15 protein-coding genes are annotated in these 16,596 nt (G+C 70.9%); 7 read left to right on the top strand and 8 right to left on the bottom strand.

All coding sequences use genetic code 11. The annotated features are described in order from the left end of the window. The first annotated feature begins 134 nt into the window (after positions 1-134). From ACZ7LV_RS30330 to ACZ7LV_RS30320, 3 genes are all read left to right on the top strand, one after another. Positions 135-1,976 (top strand): acyl-CoA dehydrogenase, encoded by a 1,842-nt coding sequence (locus ACZ7LV_RS30330; RefSeq protein ID WP_471943962.1) that lies wholly within the window; start codon positions 135-137, stop codon positions 1,974-1,976. 99 nt (positions 1,977-2,075) lie between these two features. Continuing rightward, the gene (locus ACZ7LV_RS30325; protein ID WP_471943960.1) at positions 2,076-3,374 is read left to right on the top strand and encodes a M18 family aminopeptidase; all 1,299 of its coding nucleotides are present in this window, start codon (positions 2,076-2,078) and stop codon (positions 3,372-3,374) included. 117 nt (positions 3,375-3,491) lie between these two features. Beyond that, entirely contained in the window at positions 3,492-3,740 is a 249-nt protein-coding gene (locus ACZ7LV_RS30320) for a DUF6458 family protein (protein ID WP_471943959.1), read from the top strand. A gap of 60 nt (positions 3,741-3,800) precedes the next feature. Here the strand turns inward: ACZ7LV_RS30320 and ACZ7LV_RS30315 are convergent, their stop codons facing one another. Beyond that, entirely contained in the window at positions 3,801-5,630 is a 1,830-nt protein-coding gene (locus tag ACZ7LV_RS30315; RefSeq protein ID WP_471943957.1) for an NHL domain-containing thioredoxin family protein, read from the bottom strand. 59 nt (positions 5,631-5,689) lie between these two features. Then, a complete protein-coding gene (locus ACZ7LV_RS30310) occupies positions 5,690-6,076 on the bottom strand; it encodes a cupin domain-containing protein (RefSeq protein WP_471943955.1) in 387 nt (128 codons plus the stop codon). A 52-nt stretch (positions 6,077-6,128) separates the two neighbouring features. On the opposite strand from ACZ7LV_RS30310, the gene ACZ7LV_RS30305 reads away from it, so the two are divergent. Further along, a complete protein-coding gene (locus tag ACZ7LV_RS30305; protein WP_471943953.1) occupies positions 6,129-7,127 on the top strand; it encodes a helix-turn-helix domain-containing protein in 999 nt (332 codons plus the stop codon). Further along, entirely contained in the window at positions 7,124-7,618 is a 495-nt protein-coding gene (locus ACZ7LV_RS30300; protein ID WP_471943952.1) for an LURP-one-related/scramblase family protein, read from the top strand. Before ACZ7LV_RS30305 ends, ACZ7LV_RS30300 begins: the two co-directional genes overlap by 4 nt. Positions 7,619-7,785: 167 nt before the next feature. Here ACZ7LV_RS30300 and ACZ7LV_RS30295 read toward each other — a convergent pair whose 3' ends face one another. Continuing rightward, the gene (locus tag ACZ7LV_RS30295; RefSeq protein ID WP_471943950.1) at positions 7,786-8,598 is read right to left on the bottom strand and encodes a carbon-nitrogen family hydrolase; all 813 of its coding nucleotides are present in this window, start codon (positions 8,596-8,598) and stop codon (positions 7,786-7,788) included. Positions 8,599-8,816: 218 nt separating this feature from the next. On the opposite strand from ACZ7LV_RS30295, the gene ACZ7LV_RS30290 reads away from it, so the two are divergent. Continuing rightward, positions 8,817-9,641, top strand: a complete 825-nt coding sequence (locus tag ACZ7LV_RS30290; protein WP_471943948.1) for a maleylpyruvate isomerase family mycothiol-dependent enzyme — start codon at positions 8,817-8,819, stop codon at positions 9,639-9,641. Between the two features lie 146 nt (positions 9,642-9,787). On the opposite strand, the gene ACZ7LV_RS30285 is transcribed toward ACZ7LV_RS30290, so the two are convergent. Both ACZ7LV_RS30285 and ACZ7LV_RS30280 read right to left on the bottom strand, forming a co-directional pair. Further along, on the bottom strand, positions 9,788-11,089 hold the full coding sequence (locus ACZ7LV_RS30285; RefSeq protein ID WP_471943946.1) for an MFS transporter: 1,302 nt from the start codon (positions 11,087-11,089) through the stop codon (positions 9,788-9,790). Next, on the bottom strand, positions 11,086-11,739 hold the full coding sequence (locus tag ACZ7LV_RS30280; protein ID WP_471943944.1) for a GntR family transcriptional regulator: 654 nt from the start codon (positions 11,737-11,739) through the stop codon (positions 11,086-11,088). Before ACZ7LV_RS30280 ends, ACZ7LV_RS30285 begins: the two co-directional genes overlap by 4 nt. A gap of 240 nt (positions 11,740-11,979) precedes the next feature. Here ACZ7LV_RS30280 and ACZ7LV_RS30275 point away from each other — a divergent pair, with 240 nt between their 5' ends. Continuing rightward, complete coding sequence (locus tag ACZ7LV_RS30275; RefSeq protein WP_471943942.1) at positions 11,980-12,879, top strand: D-alanyl-D-alanine carboxypeptidase family protein; 900 nt, start codon at positions 11,980-11,982, stop codon at positions 12,877-12,879. 82 nt (positions 12,880-12,961) lie between these two features. On the opposite strand, the gene ACZ7LV_RS30270 is transcribed toward ACZ7LV_RS30275, so the two are convergent. From ACZ7LV_RS30270 to pdhA, 3 genes are read right to left on the bottom strand one after another with little or no spacing between them, the layout of a single operon-like run. Then, a complete protein-coding gene (locus ACZ7LV_RS30270; protein WP_471943941.1) occupies positions 12,962-14,404 on the bottom strand; it encodes a dihydrolipoamide acetyltransferase family protein in 1,443 nt (480 codons plus the stop codon). 10 nt (positions 14,405-14,414) lie between these two features. Then, positions 14,415-15,395: an alpha-ketoacid dehydrogenase subunit beta gene (locus ACZ7LV_RS30265; RefSeq protein WP_401675238.1), complete on the bottom strand. Its 981-nt coding sequence runs from the start codon at positions 15,393-15,395 to the stop codon at positions 14,415-14,417. Between the two features lie 2 nt (positions 15,396-15,397). Beyond that, complete coding sequence (gene pdhA, locus ACZ7LV_RS30260) at positions 15,398-16,573, bottom strand: pyruvate dehydrogenase (acetyl-transferring) E1 component subunit alpha (protein ID WP_471943940.1); 1,176 nt, start codon at positions 16,571-16,573, stop codon at positions 15,398-15,400. Between the last annotated feature and the right edge of the window lie 23 nt (positions 16,574-16,596).

The raw sequence follows: 16,596 nt of genomic DNA, 5'->3' as shown, positions 1-16,596 counted from the left end.
CTGAGTCACAGATACCCGGATCGGGGTTGCTTCTTATTACCGACGGGTAGCATCATCGTAGCTACCAGTTGGTACATGAACTTGGGTGCGAGGATCCAGTGCCTCGCCGATCTCTCTCAACGGAGCCAGTCGCCATGGGGCACTACAAGTCGAATCTCCGCGACATCGAGTTCAACCTCTTCGAAGTACTGGGGCGCGACAAGGTGTACGGCACCGGCCCGTTCGAGGAGATGGACGTCGAGACCGCCAAGAGCGTCCTGGAGGAGCTCACCCGCCTCTCGGAGAACGAGCTGGCCGAGTCCTTCACCGACGCCGACCGCAACCCGCCCGTCTTCGACCCGGAGACCAACACCGCGCCCGTCCCGGCGTCCTTCAGGAAGAGCTACCAGGCCTTCATGGACTCCGAGTACTGGCGGCTCGGCCTGCCCGAGGAGATCGGCGGCACCACCTCGCCCCGCTCCCTGATCTGGGCCTACGCCGAGCTGATCCTCGGCGCCAACCCCGCCGTCTGGATGTACTCCTCCGGCCCGGCCTTCGCCGGCATCCTCTTCGAGGAGGGCAACGAGGTCCAGAAGCACATCGCCTCGGTCGCCGTCGAGAAGCAGTGGGGCTCCACCATGGTCCTCACCGAGCCCGACGCGGGCTCCGACGTGGGCGCCGGCCGCACCAAGGCGGTCCAGCAGGAGGACGGCTCCTGGCACATCGAGGGCGTGAAGCGCTTCATCACCTCAGGCGAGCACGACATGTCGGAGAACATCCTCCACTACGTCCTCGCCCGCCCCGAGGGTGCCGGACCCGGCACCAAGGGCCTCTCCCTCTTCCTCGTCCCGAAGTACCTCTTCGACTTCGAGACCGGCGAGCTCGGCGCGCGCAACGGCGTCTACGCCACCAACGTCGAGCACAAGATGGGCCTGAAGGCCTCCAACACGTGCGAGATGACCTTCGGCGACAAGCACCCCGCCAAGGGCTGGCTGATCGGCGACAAGCACGACGGCATCCGCCAGATGTTCCGGATCATCGAGTTCGCGCGCATGATGGTCGGCACGAAGGCGATCTCCACGCTGTCCACCGGCTACCTCAACGCGCTGGAGTACGCCAAGGAGCGCGTCCAGGGACCCGACCTGGCGAACTTCATGGACAAGACCGCCCCGAAGGTCACCGTCACCCACCACCCCGACGTGCGCCGCTCGCTCATGACGCAGAAGGCGTACGCGGAGGGCATGCGCGCCCTCGTCATGTACACCGCCTCCGTCCAGGACGCCATCCAGGTCAAGGAGGCGACCGGCGAGGACGCCGCCACCGAGCACGCCCTGAACGACCTGCTCCTGCCGATCGTCAAGGGCTACGGCTCCGAGAAGGCCTACGAGCAGCTCGCCCAGTCGCTGCAGACCTTCGGCGGCTCCGGCTTCCTGCAGGAGTACCCGATCGAGCAGTACATCCGGGACGCCAAGATCGACACCCTCTACGAGGGCACCACCGCGATCCAGGGCCAGGACTACTTCTTCCGGAAGATCGTCCGCAACCAGGGCGCGGCGCTGAACTCCCTCGCCGAGGACATCAAGAAGTTCCTGGCCCTCGGCACCGGCGGCGAGGACCTCGCGGGCGCCCGCGAGCACCTCGCCAAGGCCGCCGTCGAGCTGGAGGCGATCGTCGGCCTCATGCTGACCGACCTCGCCGCCACCGAGCAGGACGTCAAGAACATCTACAAGGTGGGCCTCAACACCACCCGCCTGCTGATGGCCTCCGGAGACGTGATCGTCGGCTACCTGCTGCTGAAGGGCGCCGCGATCGCCGCCGAGAAGCTGGAGTCGTCCTCCGCCAAGGCGTTGTCCGCCAAGGACGTGGCGTTCTACACCGGCAAGATCGCGGCGGCGAAGTTCTTCGCGGCCAACGTGCTGCCCGGCGTGACGCTGGCCCGCAAGGTCGCCCAGGACATCGACCTGGACCTGATGGAGCTCGACGAAGCGGCCTTCTGACCGCTTCCCGCCGTCGGCGCCGCGATTTCCACACCGTCCTTACCAGGGCCCGCTCCCAGCAAGGGGGAGCGGGCCCTGGTACGTCGTTAAGGTGAACCCATGAGCGCACCCTCCCGCTTCGACCGCGGCCACACCGACGACCTCATGTCCTTCCTGGCGGCGAGTCCCTCGCCGTACCACGCCGTGGCGAACGCCGCCGAGCGGCTGGAGAAGGCGGGCTTCCGTCAGGTCGCGGAGACGGACGCCTGGGACGGGACGAGCGGCGGCAGGTTCGTGCTGCGCGGCGGCGCGATCGTGGCCTGGTACGTCCCGGAGGGCGCCGCGCCGCACACCCCGTTCCGGATCATCGGCGCGCACACCGACTCCCCCAACCTGCGCGTCAAACCGCAGCCCGACAGCGGTGCGCACGGCTGGCGCCAGGTGGCCGTGGAGATCTACGGCGGCCCGCTGCTGAACTCCTGGCTGGACCGCGACCTCGGCCTCGCCGGCCGGCTGACGCTGCGCGACGGCACGACCCGCCTGGTGAACATCGACCGGCCGCTGCTGAGGGTGCCGCAGCTGGCGATCCACCTGGACCGCTCGGTGTCCTCGGAGGGCCTCAAGCTCGACAAGCAGCGCCACCTCCAGCCCGTCTGGGGCCTCGGCAACGACGCGCGCGACGGCGACCTGATCGCCTTCCTGGAGGCGGAGTCGGGGATCGCCGCGGGCGACACCACCGGCTGGGACCTGATGGTGCACTCCGTCGAGCCGCCGGCGTACCTCGGCCGCGACCAGGAACTGATGGCCGCCCCACGGCTCGACAACCTGCTCTCCGTACACGCCGGCGTGGCCGCGCTGACCGCCGCCGCGACCGGCGGCGCGGAACCGACCTCCATCCCCGTGCTCGCCGCCTTCGACCACGAGGAGAACGGCTCCCAGTCGGACACCGGCGCCGACGGCCCGCTGCTCGGCGGCGTCCTGGAGCGCTCCGTCTTCGCCCGCGGCGGCACGTACGAGGACCGCGCACGCGCCTTCGCGGCGACCGTCTGCCTCTCCTCCGACACCGGCCACGCGGTGCACCCCAACTACGCCGAACGCCACGACCCGACGCACCACCCCCGGGTCAACGGCGGGCCCATCCTCAAGGTCAACGTCAACAACCGCTACGCCACCGACGGTTCGGGCCGCGCGGTCTGGGTCGCGGCCTGCGAGAAGGCCGGCGTGCCCTTCCAGTCCTTCGTCTCCAACAACTCCATGCCCTGCGGCACCACCATCGGCCCCATCACCGCGGCCCGGCACGGCATCCGCACGGTCGACATCGGCGTGGCGATCCTGTCGATGCACAGCGCCCGCGAACTGTGCGGCGTGGAGGACCCCTTCCTGCTCACGCGCGCGCTGGCCGCCTTCCTGGAGGGCTGAGACACCCGCCGCGGGGCGGGAGTTGACGGGCGGTGAGGACTGCATTCCGGGGGCGCGGGTACCCGACGTCCACCGGAAGCTCCGGAATCACCGGACCGGAACAGGGAGGCAACACTCATGGGCCTCGGCGGGTGCATCATCCTCATCGCCGTGGGAGCCATCCTCACGTTCGCCACCGACTGGGACATGCAGGGTGTCAACCTCGATCTGGTCGGCGTCATCCTGATGATCGTCGGATTGATCGGGGTCACGACGTTCAGCAGCATCGCGCGGCGCCGCCGTGTCGTGATGCCGCCCTCGCAACCGGTCGTGGAAGAGGAACGGCACCACCGGCGCGACGGCTACAGCGACGGGTACGGCGTCTGACGCACGGCGCCTGACGCACGGCGCCTGACGCCGTGTGCCGGCCGGCGGCGCCCCGCGAGGTCAGGCGTCCAGACCGGCCAGCACCAGCGGCAGACGGTCCGTCCCCCGCTCGGTGAGACGGACCGGGACACCCCAGTCCTGCTGGTGGACATGGCAGGCCGGGTACTCGTTCGCGGGGTCGTCGTCGCAGGACGCGGCCATCGCGGAGACATGCAGCACGCCTTCCGCCACGGTGGGATCAAGCTCCACGGTGCGGGACAGGTCGGTCCCCGCGCCCTCGCCGTGCGCCAGCAGCTCCGCAGGCGTGGCGGAGACCAGCAGACGGGTCGAGGGACCGTAGCGGGTGTCGAGCTTCTGGCCCGCGGGCGCCTCGAAGATCACGTCCAACCGGAGCCGCCCGGGGGCCACTTCGGTCGCCGCGCGCTGCGTGCGATGGGCGACCGCCTCCACCCGGACCGCCTCCTCCGGCAACCGCAGCCGGGTCAGGCGGTGCCGCGCCGACTCCACGACGACGATGTCGTCACCGGCCAGCACCGCGTCGCTCGGCTCCCGCAGATCCGTGGCCAGGGTGGTGACCTCGCCGGTCGCGGGGTCGAAGCGGCGCAGGGCGTGGTTGTAGGTGTCGCTGACGGCCACCGAGCCGTCGGGCAGGGCCGTGACGCCCAGCGGGTGCTGGAGCAGGGCCTGACCGGCCGGCCCGTCGCGGTGGCCGAAGTCGAAGAGGCCGGTGCCGACGGCGGTGTGCACCGCGCCGTCGAGATCCACCCAGCGCAGGGCGCTGGTCTCCGAGTCCGCGAGCCACAGCCGCTCCGGCGTCGCCGCGAGGCCGGAGGGCTGGGCGAACCAGGCCTCGACGCCGGGCCCGTCGACCAGCCCCTCGTTGGTGGTGCCAGCCGCGACGGCGACACCGCCGCCCACCGGGTCGTAGGCCCACAGCTGGTGCACTCCCGCCATGGCGATCCACACCCGGCCGCCGAAGAGCGCCACGTCCCACGGCGAGGACAGGTTCACCTCGCGCGCCGGACCCGACGTGGCGTCGCCCTGCATCCACTGCCTGCCGGTCCCGGCCAGGGTGACGACCTCGCCGGAGACGGGGTCCAGGCGCCGCAGGGCGTGATTGACCGTGTCGGCGACCACGACCGAGCCGTCGTCGAGGAGGGCGAGTCCCTGCGGCTCGTTGAAGGACGCCGTCGCGGCCGGACCGTCGGCGAACCCGCGCACGCCGGACCCGATCCGCCGCACCACGCTCTCCCCGTCCTGCGCCAGCTCCACCAGCTGATGCCGGGTCGTGTCGCTGACCAGGAACGTCCCGCCGGGCAGCAGCAGCGCCTTGCCCGGGAACCGCAGCACCGTCGGCTCCGGCTCCGGCGCCACGTACGGCCCGTCACCCCGGCGCAGGGTGCCCTTCGCGGCGTGCTCCGCCTCCAGCTCGCTCACCAGCCGCTCGATCGCGTGCACATGCCCCTCACCGGCGTGCTGCGCCACAACGTACCCCTCGGGGTCGATCACCACGAGCGTCGGCCAGGCCCGCACCGCGTACTGCTTCCAGGTGCCCAGCTCGGGGTCGTCGAGCACCGGGTGCTCCACCCCGTACCGCTCCACGGCGTCCGCGACCGCCGCGTGATCGGCCTCGTGCACGAACTTCGGCGAGTGCACCCCGATGACCACGAGCGTGTCCCGATGCCTGGCCTCCAGCTCCCGCAGCTCGTCGACGACGTGCAGGCAGTTGATGCAGCAGAAGGTCCAAAAGTCCAGAACGACAATGCGTCCGCGCAGGTCGGCAAGGCTGTACTGCTTCCCGCCCGTGTTCAGCCAGCCGCCCTTGCCGATCAGCTCGGGGGCACGGACACGGGCACGGCGGCGGCTCGGGGCCGGGGCGGAGTCGTTCATGCATCAAGAGTGCCACTCGCCACTGACAGTCACGTGACCGGCCGTCTCGCGACCCTCGGTCACCCCAGCGCGTGGCCCGTCGTCGCGTCCACGTGTGCCGGGACGTCGTCGTGGCGGTCGCCGACGGTGAGGGTGCCGGTCGGTTCGAACAGGAGGATCGCGGTGGGGACGGGGGCGTACGGCTTGTGCTCGGTGCCGCGCGCGACGGTGAAGAGGGAGCCCCGGGGCAGGACGACGGTCCGCTCGCCGGTGGATTCCCGCAGGGCGATGTGCAGTTCGCCCTCGACGACGAGGAAGAACTCGTCGGTGTGGTCGTGCACGTGCCACACGTGCTCGCCCTCGACCTTCGCGACGCGTACGTCGTAGTCGTTGACGGCGGTGACGATACGGGGGCTCCAGCGGTCGGTGAAGGACGCGAGGGCCTTGTCCAGGGCGATGGGTTCCATGCGGGCATCGTCGGCCGTGGTGCCCGCGCCGGACGAGTGCTAGGAATTGCATATGCCGCAAGGATCCTCTCAGCCGACGGGACCGCATCGCGTCGTCCTGATCGTCGACGACAACTCCAACCCCTTCGAGATGAGCTGCGCGATCGAGGTCTTCGGGCTGCGCCGCCCCGAGCTGGGGCGGGAGCTGTACGACTTCCGGCTGTGCGCGGCCGAACCCCGCACCCGGATGCGGGACGGCTTCTTCACGCTGACGGGAGTGGCCGGACTGGAGGCCGCCGAGGAGGCGGACACGCTGATCGTGCCGAACCGGCCGGACACCGACGCCCCGCGCGCGACGGCGGTGCTCGACGCGGTACGCCGGGCACACGCGCGCGGGGCCCGGCTGGTCGGGTTCTGCTCGGGCGCGTTCACCCTCGCCGAGGCGGGGCTGCTGGACGGACGCCGGGCGGCCTGCCACTGGATGTGGGCGGAGTCGTTCCGGGCGAGGTTCCCGCAGGTGCGTCTGGAGCCGGACGTGCTGTTCGTGGACGACGGCGACATCCTGACCGCGTCCGGCAGCGCCTCGGCGCTGGACCTGGGCCTGCACGTCGTACGGCGGGACCACGGTGCCGAGGTCGCCAACGCCGTGTCCCGGCGCCTGGTGTTCGCCGCGCACCGGGACGGGGGCCAGAAGCAGTTCGTGGAGCGGCCCGTGCCCGATGTGCCCGACGAGTCCCTGGGGCCGCTGCTGGCGTGGGCCCAGGAGCGGCTGGGCGAGCCGCTGACCGTGGCCGGCCTCGCCGCGCGCGCGGCGGTGTCCCCGGCGACCCTGCACCGGCGTTTTCGCGCGCAGCTCGGCACGACCCCGCTGGCGTGGCTGACCGGGGAGCGGGTGGCCCTGGCGTGCCGGCTGATCGAGCGGGGCGAGGAGCGGCTGGACGTGGTGGCCGCGCGCAGTGGACTGGGCACGGCGGCGAACCTGCGGGCCCGGCTGCGGCGCGAGACCGGCCTCAGCCCGTCGGCCTACCGGCGGCGTTTCGGACCGGCCGCGGGGGAACCGGTCATGGCATGAGATTCCTCGTGCGCGAAAGGCTCCTCGGCTTCGGCGACGACTACTGGATCGAGGACGACAGGGGCAACAAGGCCTATCTGGTCGACGGCAAGGCGATGCGGCTGCGTGACACCTTCGAGCTGAAGGACACCCAGGGGCAGGTCCTCGCCGACATCCGGCAGAAGATGTTCGCCCTGCGGGACACCATGGTGATCGAGCGGGGCGGCGAGCCGCTGGCCCGTATCAGGCGCAAGCGGCTGTCCCTGCTGCGCAACCACTACCGGGTGAGCCTGGTCGACGGCACCGAGCTCGACGTCAGCGGCAAGATCCTCGACCGGGAGTTCGCCGTCGAGTACGACGGTGAGCTGCTCGCCGTGGTCTCCCGGCGTTTCCTGCACGTCCGGGAGACCTACGGCGTGGACGTCGTCCGGGACGACGCGGACCCGGCGCTGCTGATCGCGGTGACGGTGTGCGTGATCCATCTGGCGGACAAGGAGCGGGACGACGACTGAGGACGGTTGAGGACGACAGGGGACGGCTGAGGACGACAGGGGACGACAGGGGGCGGCTGAGGACGACAGCGACGACCGAGGACGGCCAGGGCCTGTTCCCGTCCGGACGTGACCGCCTCCGGTCCTGTCCCGTCCGGACCTGACCGCCTTGGATCCGCGCCGCGGGCTCAGACCTCGCGCGTCCGGCGTCGAGGGCGTTCCAGCCCCAGGACCCGGTCCTTCAGGGCGGGGAACTGCTCCCGGGTCGTCGCCACCCTGCCGGGGTCGAACTCCACGGTGAGGACCTCCTGGCCGGGGCCGGCCTGCGCCAGCACCTCGCCCCAGGGGTCGACCACGATCGAGTGACCGGCCTGCGGAACTCCGGCGTGCGTCCCGGCCGTTCCACACGCGAGGACGAACGCCTGGTTCTCCACCGCCCGTGCCTGAGCCAGCAGCGTCCAGTGGGAGCGTCGGCGCTCCGGCCACCCCGCCGGGACGACCAGGGTCTCGGCCCCGGCGTCGACGAGCCCGCGGAACAGCTCGGGGAACCGGAGGTCGTAGCAGGTGGCCAGACCCAGTGTCGTCGCGCCCGGCAGACGGACCGTCACCAGGTCGTCGCCCGCGCCCATCAGCACGGCCTCGCCCTTGTCGAAGCCGAACCGATGGATCTTGCGGTAGGCCGCGACCAGATCGCCGGAAGGGGACAGGACGAGCGAGGTGTTGTAGAGCGGCCCGTCGGGGTCGCGCTCCGGGATCGACCCCGCGTGCAGCCACACGCCTGTGTCGCTCGCCGCCTTGGCCATGGCCTCGTACGTCGGTCCTTCGAGCGGCTCGGCCTGCTGGCCGAAGTCCTCGTAGGCGAAGGCCCCGGTCGTCCACAGTTCGGGCAGCACCACGAGATCGGCGCCGGCCTGCTCTCTTACCAGAGAGACCGCCCGCTGTCGACGTTCCGCGACCGATTCGCCCTCGTCTACGGCGATCTGGATCAGAGAGGCGCGCACACTACCACCGTCCTGGCATTCGAGCCGTCCACACGGGCCTACGATCGTCACACGAAAGCACTGCCGTGGTGCCTCACAGCAGCGTAACTTGGGGGTCCCCTGCTCGAGCGCAGCCGAGAGTCCGGGGGAGTTTCGAGACACCCGCCGAGTGCAGCCACCTCCCACTGGCACCGCCGCCACAATTTGCCCGTGTACCGACCGCCGAGGGGTCCCGTTCCGTGAGTCTGCATCCCACCCTCCAGCCCTACGCCGACGCCTGGACCCACTCCATCGAAGCGATATCCGAACTGGTGCAGCCCCTGGTCGAGGGCGAGTGGAACCGGCGGACGCCGTGCCCGGGCTGGTCCGTGCGGGACGTCGTCTCGCATGTGATCGGGCTGGACTGCGAGATGCTCGGCGACCCGCGCCCGATCCACACCCTTCCGCGCGACCTGTTCCACGTCACCAACGACCATCAGCGCTACACGGAGATGCAGGTCGACGTCCGGCGGCACCACACGGCTCCCGAGATGACCTCCGAGCTGGAGTACACGATCATCCGGCGCAACCGGCAGCTCCGTAACGAGACGCGCGACCCCGGCACCAAGGTGCGCGGCCCGCTCGGCACCGAGCTCACGCTGGAGGAGGCCATGCGGGGGCACGCGTTCGCGGTGTGGGCGCACGAGCAGGACCTGCGCGTGGCCCTCGGCCATCCGGGCAACCTCGACTCCCCCGGCGCGCACATCGCCCGCGACGTCCTGCTGGCCGAACTCCCGGAGGTCGTCGCCGGCAAGGCGAACGCCCCGCGCAGCTCGGCGGTGGTCTTCGACGTGCACGGCCCGGTCGAGTTCCTGCGCACGATCCGCGTCGACATCCAGGGCCGCGGGACCCTGGAGACGGCCCCGGCCCTCGGCCCCGCCGCGACCCTCACCCTGGACTGGGAGACGTACGTCCGCCTGGCCTGCGGGCGCGTCACGGTCGAGGCGGCCAAGGACCGGATCAAGGCGGAGGGCGACCCGGACCTGGCGTCGGCGATCCTGCGCAACTTCACGGTGACGCAGTAGGAGTCACGCGATCCGCGGGGGACGCGATCCGCGGGACGCGGCAGGGATGACGCCGGAGAACTGACGCCGTCGGGGTCCGGGGGCGCATGCCCCCGGGACGCCCGCGCGGACGCGCCGCCCGGACACCCGAAGGGCCCGCCGGGGGCCTAGGCCGGGACGTGCACCGTCTCCACCCGGCTGGCCACCAGCCGCTCCCGCTCCCGTCGCGCCGCCTGCTTGCGCAGCCGCAGCACCTGCGAGAGCCCCAGCGCCTGGAGCACGAACACGGACGAGAAGGCCACGGTGTAGTCGTCGCCGGTCGCGTCCAGCAGCGCGCCCACCGCGAACAGCGTGGTCATCGAGGCGACGAAGCCCCCCATGTTGGTGATCCCGGACGCGGTGCCCTGCCGCTCCGGCGGATTCGCCGGACGGGCGAAGTCGAACCCGATCATCGAGGCCGGCCCGCACGCGCCGAGCACCACGCACAGCACGATCAGCAGCCACATCGGCGCCCGGTCGGCCGGGAAGAACACCGTCGCCGCCCACAGCAGCGACGTCGCGGCCACCGTGCCGAGCGCCAGGGGCAGGCGCGCCCCGTGGTGCCGGGCGACGATCTGGCCGTAGACGAGTCCGACGGCCATGTTCGACAGCACGACCAGGGTCAGCAGTTCGCCGGCGGTGGCCCGGGACAGTCCCTGGGCCTCGACCAGGAACGGCAGTCCCCACAGCAGCAGGAAGACCATCGCCGGGAACTGGGTCGTGAAGTGCACCCACAGCCCGAGCCGGGTCCCCGGTTCCCGCCAGGACGCGGCGATCTGCCGTCGGACGTAGGAAGCCCCCAGGTCCGGCACCGGATCCGGCTCGTGCCCCTCGGGGTGGTCCTTCAGGAACAGCAGGAGCAGCACGAAGACCACGACCCCGGCGAGCGCGCTGCCCGCGAACGCGGCCGTCCAGCCGACGCCGTGCAGCAGCCGGGCGAGGACGAGGGTGGAGACCAGGTTGCCCGCCATGCCGGCGAGGCCGGCGAGCTGGGCGATCAGCGGGCCGCGCCGGGCCGGGAACCAGCGGGTGCCGAGCCGCAGCACGCTGATGAACGTCATCGCGTCACCGCAGCCCAGCAGCGCGCGCGAGGCGAGGGCCATGCCGTAGGTGGGCGAGAAGGCGAAGCCCAGTTGCCCGGCCGTGAACAGGACGACGCCGAGGCCCAGCACCTTCTTGGTGCCGAGCCGGTCGACCAGGAGGCCGACGGGTATCTGCATGCCGGCGTAGACCAGCAGCTGGAGGATGGAGAACGTCGACAGGGCGGAGGCGCCCACGTCGAACCGGTCGGCGGCGTCGAGGCCGGCGACCCCCAGCGAGGTGCGGAAGATGACGGCGACGAAGTAGACCGAGACGCCGGTGCCCCAGACCGCGACGGCGCGCCGGCCGCCGGGAGGATCACCGGGCAGGGAGAGCGCCGCGGAGGTCATCGGACCTCCCCCCGCGCGAGGTGCGAGAACCAGCCGATGTGCCGGTGGACCACGTCGACGGCCGCGTCGGGGTCCCCGGAGCGCAGCGCGTCCAGGATGTCCTGGTGCTCGGCGAGCGTCTTGGCGATCCGGTCGGGGTGGGAGTGCATGACGGCGACGCCCATCCGCAGCTGCCGGTCGCGAAGTTGGTCGTAGAGCCGCGAGAGGATCTCGTTGCCGCCGCTGCGGACGATCTCGGCGTGGAAGCTGCGGTCGGTGACGGCGGCGCCGGCCAGGTCTCCGGCGGCGGCCTGCTCGCGCTGCTGTTCCAGCAGTTCCGCGAGGCGCGCGATGAGTCCGGAGGGCGCGGGTACGGCCTTGCGCGCCGCGTGTTCCTCCACCAGCAGGCGGGTCTCGACGACGTCCGCGATCTCCTGTGCGGAGACCGGCAGCACCAGGGCGCCCTTCTTCGGGTAGAGCTTGATGAGGCCTTCGGCCTCCAGTCGCAGCAGCGCCTCGCGCACCGGGGTGCGCGAGACCCCGACGGCGTCGGCGAGCTCGCCCTCCGTGAGGAGGGTGCCGCCCTCGTAGCGGCGGTCCAGGACGCCTTGCTTGACGTGGGTGTAGACACGGTCGGCGGCAGGGGGTTGTCTCACGGCTGCCAGGGTCATGCCGACAGGATAGATACAACACGTACGCATGGCCTGGTCCGTCCATCATGCGGACCCTGTGCGCGGCCTCGCGGAGCATGCCCGGGAGCCTCGCGGGGCGTTTTCGGGAACTTCCTCACCCCGGCCCGGTTCTCAACACAACCATTGGTACTACTTACGTGTCACACCCATGCGGCCTGCTGTACTCCCGTTCAACTCGGCCGCGCCATAGGGGCATTCGACGTATTCGGGGTATCTCAGTTGATAACCGGCATCAAGGGCATTCGTATCCGCAGAGCCGTCGCCGTCACCGCGACCGCCGGCGCTGTCTTCACCACCGGAGCCCTCACCGCGGCACCCGCGCAGGCCGTGGCCACGCCCACGATCGTCGCCAAGGGCGGCTACATCATGGACAACGCCAACGGCAGGACGCTGTTCGACAAGTACGCGAACACCAAGCGCGCCACCGGCTCCACCACCAAGATCATGACCGCCAAGGTCGTGCTGTCCCAGCCGAACCTGAACCTGGACGCCAAGGTCACGGTCCAGAAGGTCTACAGCGACTACATCGTGTCGAACAACGCCTCGTCCGCCCGACTGATCGTCGGCGACAAGGTCACCGTCCGCCAGCTGCTCTACGGGCTGATGCTGCCGTCCGGCTGTGACGCCGCCTACGCGCTCGCGGACAAGTTCGGCACCGGCTCGACCCGGTCCGCGCGCGTGAAGTCGTTCATCGGCAAGATGAACACCACGGCGCGTTCGCTCGGCCTGACGAACACGAAGTTCGACTCGTTCGACGGCATCAGCAACGGCACGAACTACTCGACGCCGCGCGACCTGACGAAGCTCGCCAGCAACGCGATGAAGAGCGCCACCTTCCGGGCCCTCGTGAAGACGAAGACCACGAAGCAGAAGGTCACCACCCAGAGCGGCGGCTACCGCTACTACACGTGGACCAACACCAACACGCTGCTCAGCAACTACAGCGGCGCGATCGGCGTGAAGACCGGCTCCGGCAGCATCGCCAAGTACTGCCTGGTCTTCGCCGCCACCCGGGGCGGCAAGACCGTCATCGGCACGGTGCTGACCTCCACCTCGGCCGCCCAGCGCGAGGCGGACGCGAAGAAGCTCCTGAGCTACGGCTTCGCCCGACTGGGCTGAGGCTCTACGGACGACGAACGGGCCCACACCCCGGCTTGCGCCGAGGGTGTGGGCCCGTTCGTGTGCGGCGGTGGGCCGGCCGTCACGCCCAGGTGATCAGCCTCTTCGGCTGTTCCAGGATCGCCGCCACGTCGGCCAGCACCTTGGAGCCCAGCTCCCCGTCCACCAGGCGGTGGTCGAAGCTGAGGGCCAGCGTGGTGACCTGGCGCGGCTTGACCTTGCCCTTGTGGACCCAGGGCTGGAGCTTGATCGCGCCGACCGCGAGGATCGCGGATTCACCGGGGTTGAGGATCGGTGTGCCGGTGTCGACGCCGAAGACGCCGACGTTGGTGATGGTGACCGTGCCGGCCTGCATCGCCGACGGCGAGGTCTTCCCCTCGCGGGCCGTGGCGACCAGCTCGCCGAGGGAGGCGGCCAGTTGCGGGAGGGTCTTGTCGTGCGCGTCCTTGATGTTCGGCACGATCAGACCCCGCGGGGTGGCCGCGGCGATGCCGAGGTTCACGTAGTGCTTGACCACGATCTCCTGGCGGGCCTCGTCCCAGGAGGCGTTGATGTCCGGGTTGCGCTTGATCGCCACCAGCAGGGCCTTGGAGATCAGCAGCAGCGGGTTGACCCGCAGGCCCGCGAACTCCTTGTCCTCCTTGAGCTCCTCGACCAGCTTCATCGTGCGCGTCACGTCGACGGTCACGAACTCCGTGACGTGCGGCGCGGTGAAGGCCGAACCGACCATCGCGGCGGCGGTGGCCTTGCGGACACCCTTGACCGGGATGCGCGTCTCGCGCGCCGTGTCCTGCGCGGGCACGGGCGCCGCGTCGGCCACGGGCGCGGGCGCCGCCACCGGCTCGGCGACCGGCGCCGGAGCGGGCGCCGCCGCCGCGTGCACGTCCTCGCGCGTGATGACGCCGTCCGGGCCGGTCGGCACGATCACCGCCAGATCGACACCGAGGTCCTTGGCGAGCTTGCGCACCGGGGGCTTGGCGAGCGGGCGCTCCCGCGGCACCGCCGCGGACTCCGCGGCGGCCGGGACCGGGGTGGCGGCGGGAACCGGGGTGGCCGGGACCGGCGCGACCGGACCGCCGTGCCCGTTCAGCTCGGACTGCAGGGCCGCGGAGGCCGCCTGGACGGGGACCTCGGGGCCCTTGCGCGGGCGGCGCTTGGTGGAGGACGTGGCCACGCCGTAGCCCACCAGCACCGGCTGGCGGCCCTCCGGCTTCGGCTCCTCGGCCACCGGCTCGGCGGGCGTCTCCTCGGCGGGTGCCGCCCCGCCGCTCACGTCCACCGCGATGATCGACGTGCCGACGTCGACCGTGGTGCCCTCGGGGAAGTGCAGCGCGCGCACGACGCCGTCGTACGGGATCGGCAGCTCGACGGCCGCCTTCGCCGTCTCGACCTCGCACACCACCTGGCCGTCGGTGACCGTGTCACCGGGCTGGACGTACCACTTGAGGATCTCGGCCTCGGTCAGGCCCTCGCCCACGTCGGGCATCTTGAACTCGCGCACGGAAGCTTCCGTCATCGTCGTCACGACCCTCTCCTCAGTACGCCAGCGAGCGGTCGACGGCGTCCAGCACCCGGTCGAGGCCGGGCAGGTACTCCTCCTCCAGGCGGGCCGGGGGGTACGGGGCGTGGTAGCCGCCGACCCTGAGCACCGGGGCCTCCAGGTGGTAGAAGCAGCGCTCGGTGATCCGGGCGGCGATCTCCGCGCCGGAACCGAAGAACACCGGCGCCTCGTGCACGACGACCAGGCGGCGGGTCTTCTCGACCGAGGCCTGGAGGGAGTCGAAGTCGAGGGGGGAGATCGAGCGCAGGTCGAGGACCTCCAGCGACTTGCCCTCCTCGGCGGCCGCGTCGGCGACCTCGTGGCAGAGCTTCACCATCGGGCCGTAGGCGGCGAGCGTGAGGTCGGTGCCCTCACGGGTGACGCGTGCCTTGTGCAGCGGGCCGGGGATGGCCTCGGTGCTGACCTCGCCCTTGTCCCAGTAGCGCCGCTTGGGCTCGAAGAAGATCACCGGGTCGTCGCTCTGGATGGCCTGCTGCATCATCCAGTAGGCGTCCGAGGAGTTCGACGGGGAGACGATCTTCAGGCCCGCCACGTGCGCGAAAAGCGACTCCGGGGACTCCGAGTGGTGCTCGACCGCGCCGATGCCGCCGCCGTACGGGATGCGCACGACGACCGGGAGCTTGACCTTGCCGAGCGAGCGCGCGTGCATCTTGGCGAGCTGCGTGACGATCTGGTCGTACGCCGGGAAGACGAAGCCGTCGAACTGGATCTCGACGACGGGGCGGTACCCGCGCAGGGCGAGGCCGATCGCCGTACCGACGATGCCGGACTCGGCGAGCGGGGTGTCGATGACGCGGCTCTCGCCGAAGTCCTTCTGCAGGCCGTCGGTCACGCGGAACACGCCGCCGAGCTTGCCGACGTCCTCGCCCATGACGACGACCTTGGGGTCGGCCTCCAGGGCGTGGCGGAGCGACTCGTTGATCGCCTTGGCCAGGGCCATCTTCTCCACAGCCATGTTCAGACCCCCTCTACGTCCGCGAACGACGCCTGGTAGGCGGCGAACTGGGCTCGCTCCTCGTCGACGAGCGCGTGCCCGTCCGCGTACACGTTCTCGAAGATGGCGAAACGGTCCGGGTCCGGCATCGCGCGGACCGCTTCGCGCACTCGCCTGCCCAACGCCTCGCTCTCCGCCTCCAGTTCCGCGAAGAATCCCTCGTCCGCGTGGTTTGCGGCCTCCAGGTGGCGGCGCAGGCGCAGGATCGGGTCCTTCGCCTCCCAGGCGGCGCGCTCGTCGTCGTGCCGGTAGCGCGTCGGGTCGTCGGAGGTGGTGTGCGCACCCATGCGGTACGTGTACGCCTCGACCAGCGTCGGGCCCTCGCCGCTGCGCGCCCGCTCCAGCGCCCACTTGGTGACCGCGAGACAGGCGAGGACGTCGTTGCCGTCGACGCGGACGCCCGGGAAGCCGTAGCCGCGGGCGCGCTGGTACAGCGGCACACGGGTCTGCTTCTCGGTCGGCTCGGAGATCGCCCACTGGTTGTTCTGGCAGAAGAACACCACCGGGGCGTTGTAGACCGCCGAGAAGGTGAACGATTCAGCCACGTCGCCCTGGCTGGACGCGCCGTCGCCGAAGTAGGCGATCACGGCCGAGTCCGCGCCGTCCTTGGCGACGCCCATCGCGTAGCCGGTGGCGTGCAGCGTCTGGGAGCCGATGACGATCGTGTAGAGGTGGAAGTTGTTGCCGTTCGGGTCCCAGCCGCCGTTGTTCACGCCGCGGAACATGCCGAGCAGGTTGGTCGGGTCGACCCCGCAGCACCAGGCGACGCCGTGCTCGCGGTAGGTCGGGAAGACGTAGTCGTCCTCGCGGGTGGCCCGGCCGGAGCCGATCTGGGCGGCCTCCTGGCCGAGCAGGGACGCCCACAGGCCCAGCTCGCCCTGGCGCTGCAGGGCGGTGGCCTCGGCGTCGAAACGACGGGTGAGCACCATGTCGCGGTAGAGGCCGCGGAGCTCGTCGGGGGTGATGCCGTCGACGTACCGGTCGTACTCGGCGTTCTTGACGCGCTCACCCTCGGGCGTCAGCAGCTGTACGAGCTCAGGGTCGGTGTCCTGGGCGGTGTTGCGGGTGGTGCGCTTGGTGCCGGCCTTGCCTCCGGCGCTGCGTCGCGGCTTGCGCGCGGCAGTGCTCTCCACGGTCACGTGTGCTCCTCCGTCGGTCCGGC

The organism is Streptomyces sp. NPDC107562 (assembly GCF_055657325.1).
This window is presented reverse-complemented; position numbering and strand designations above follow the sequence as displayed.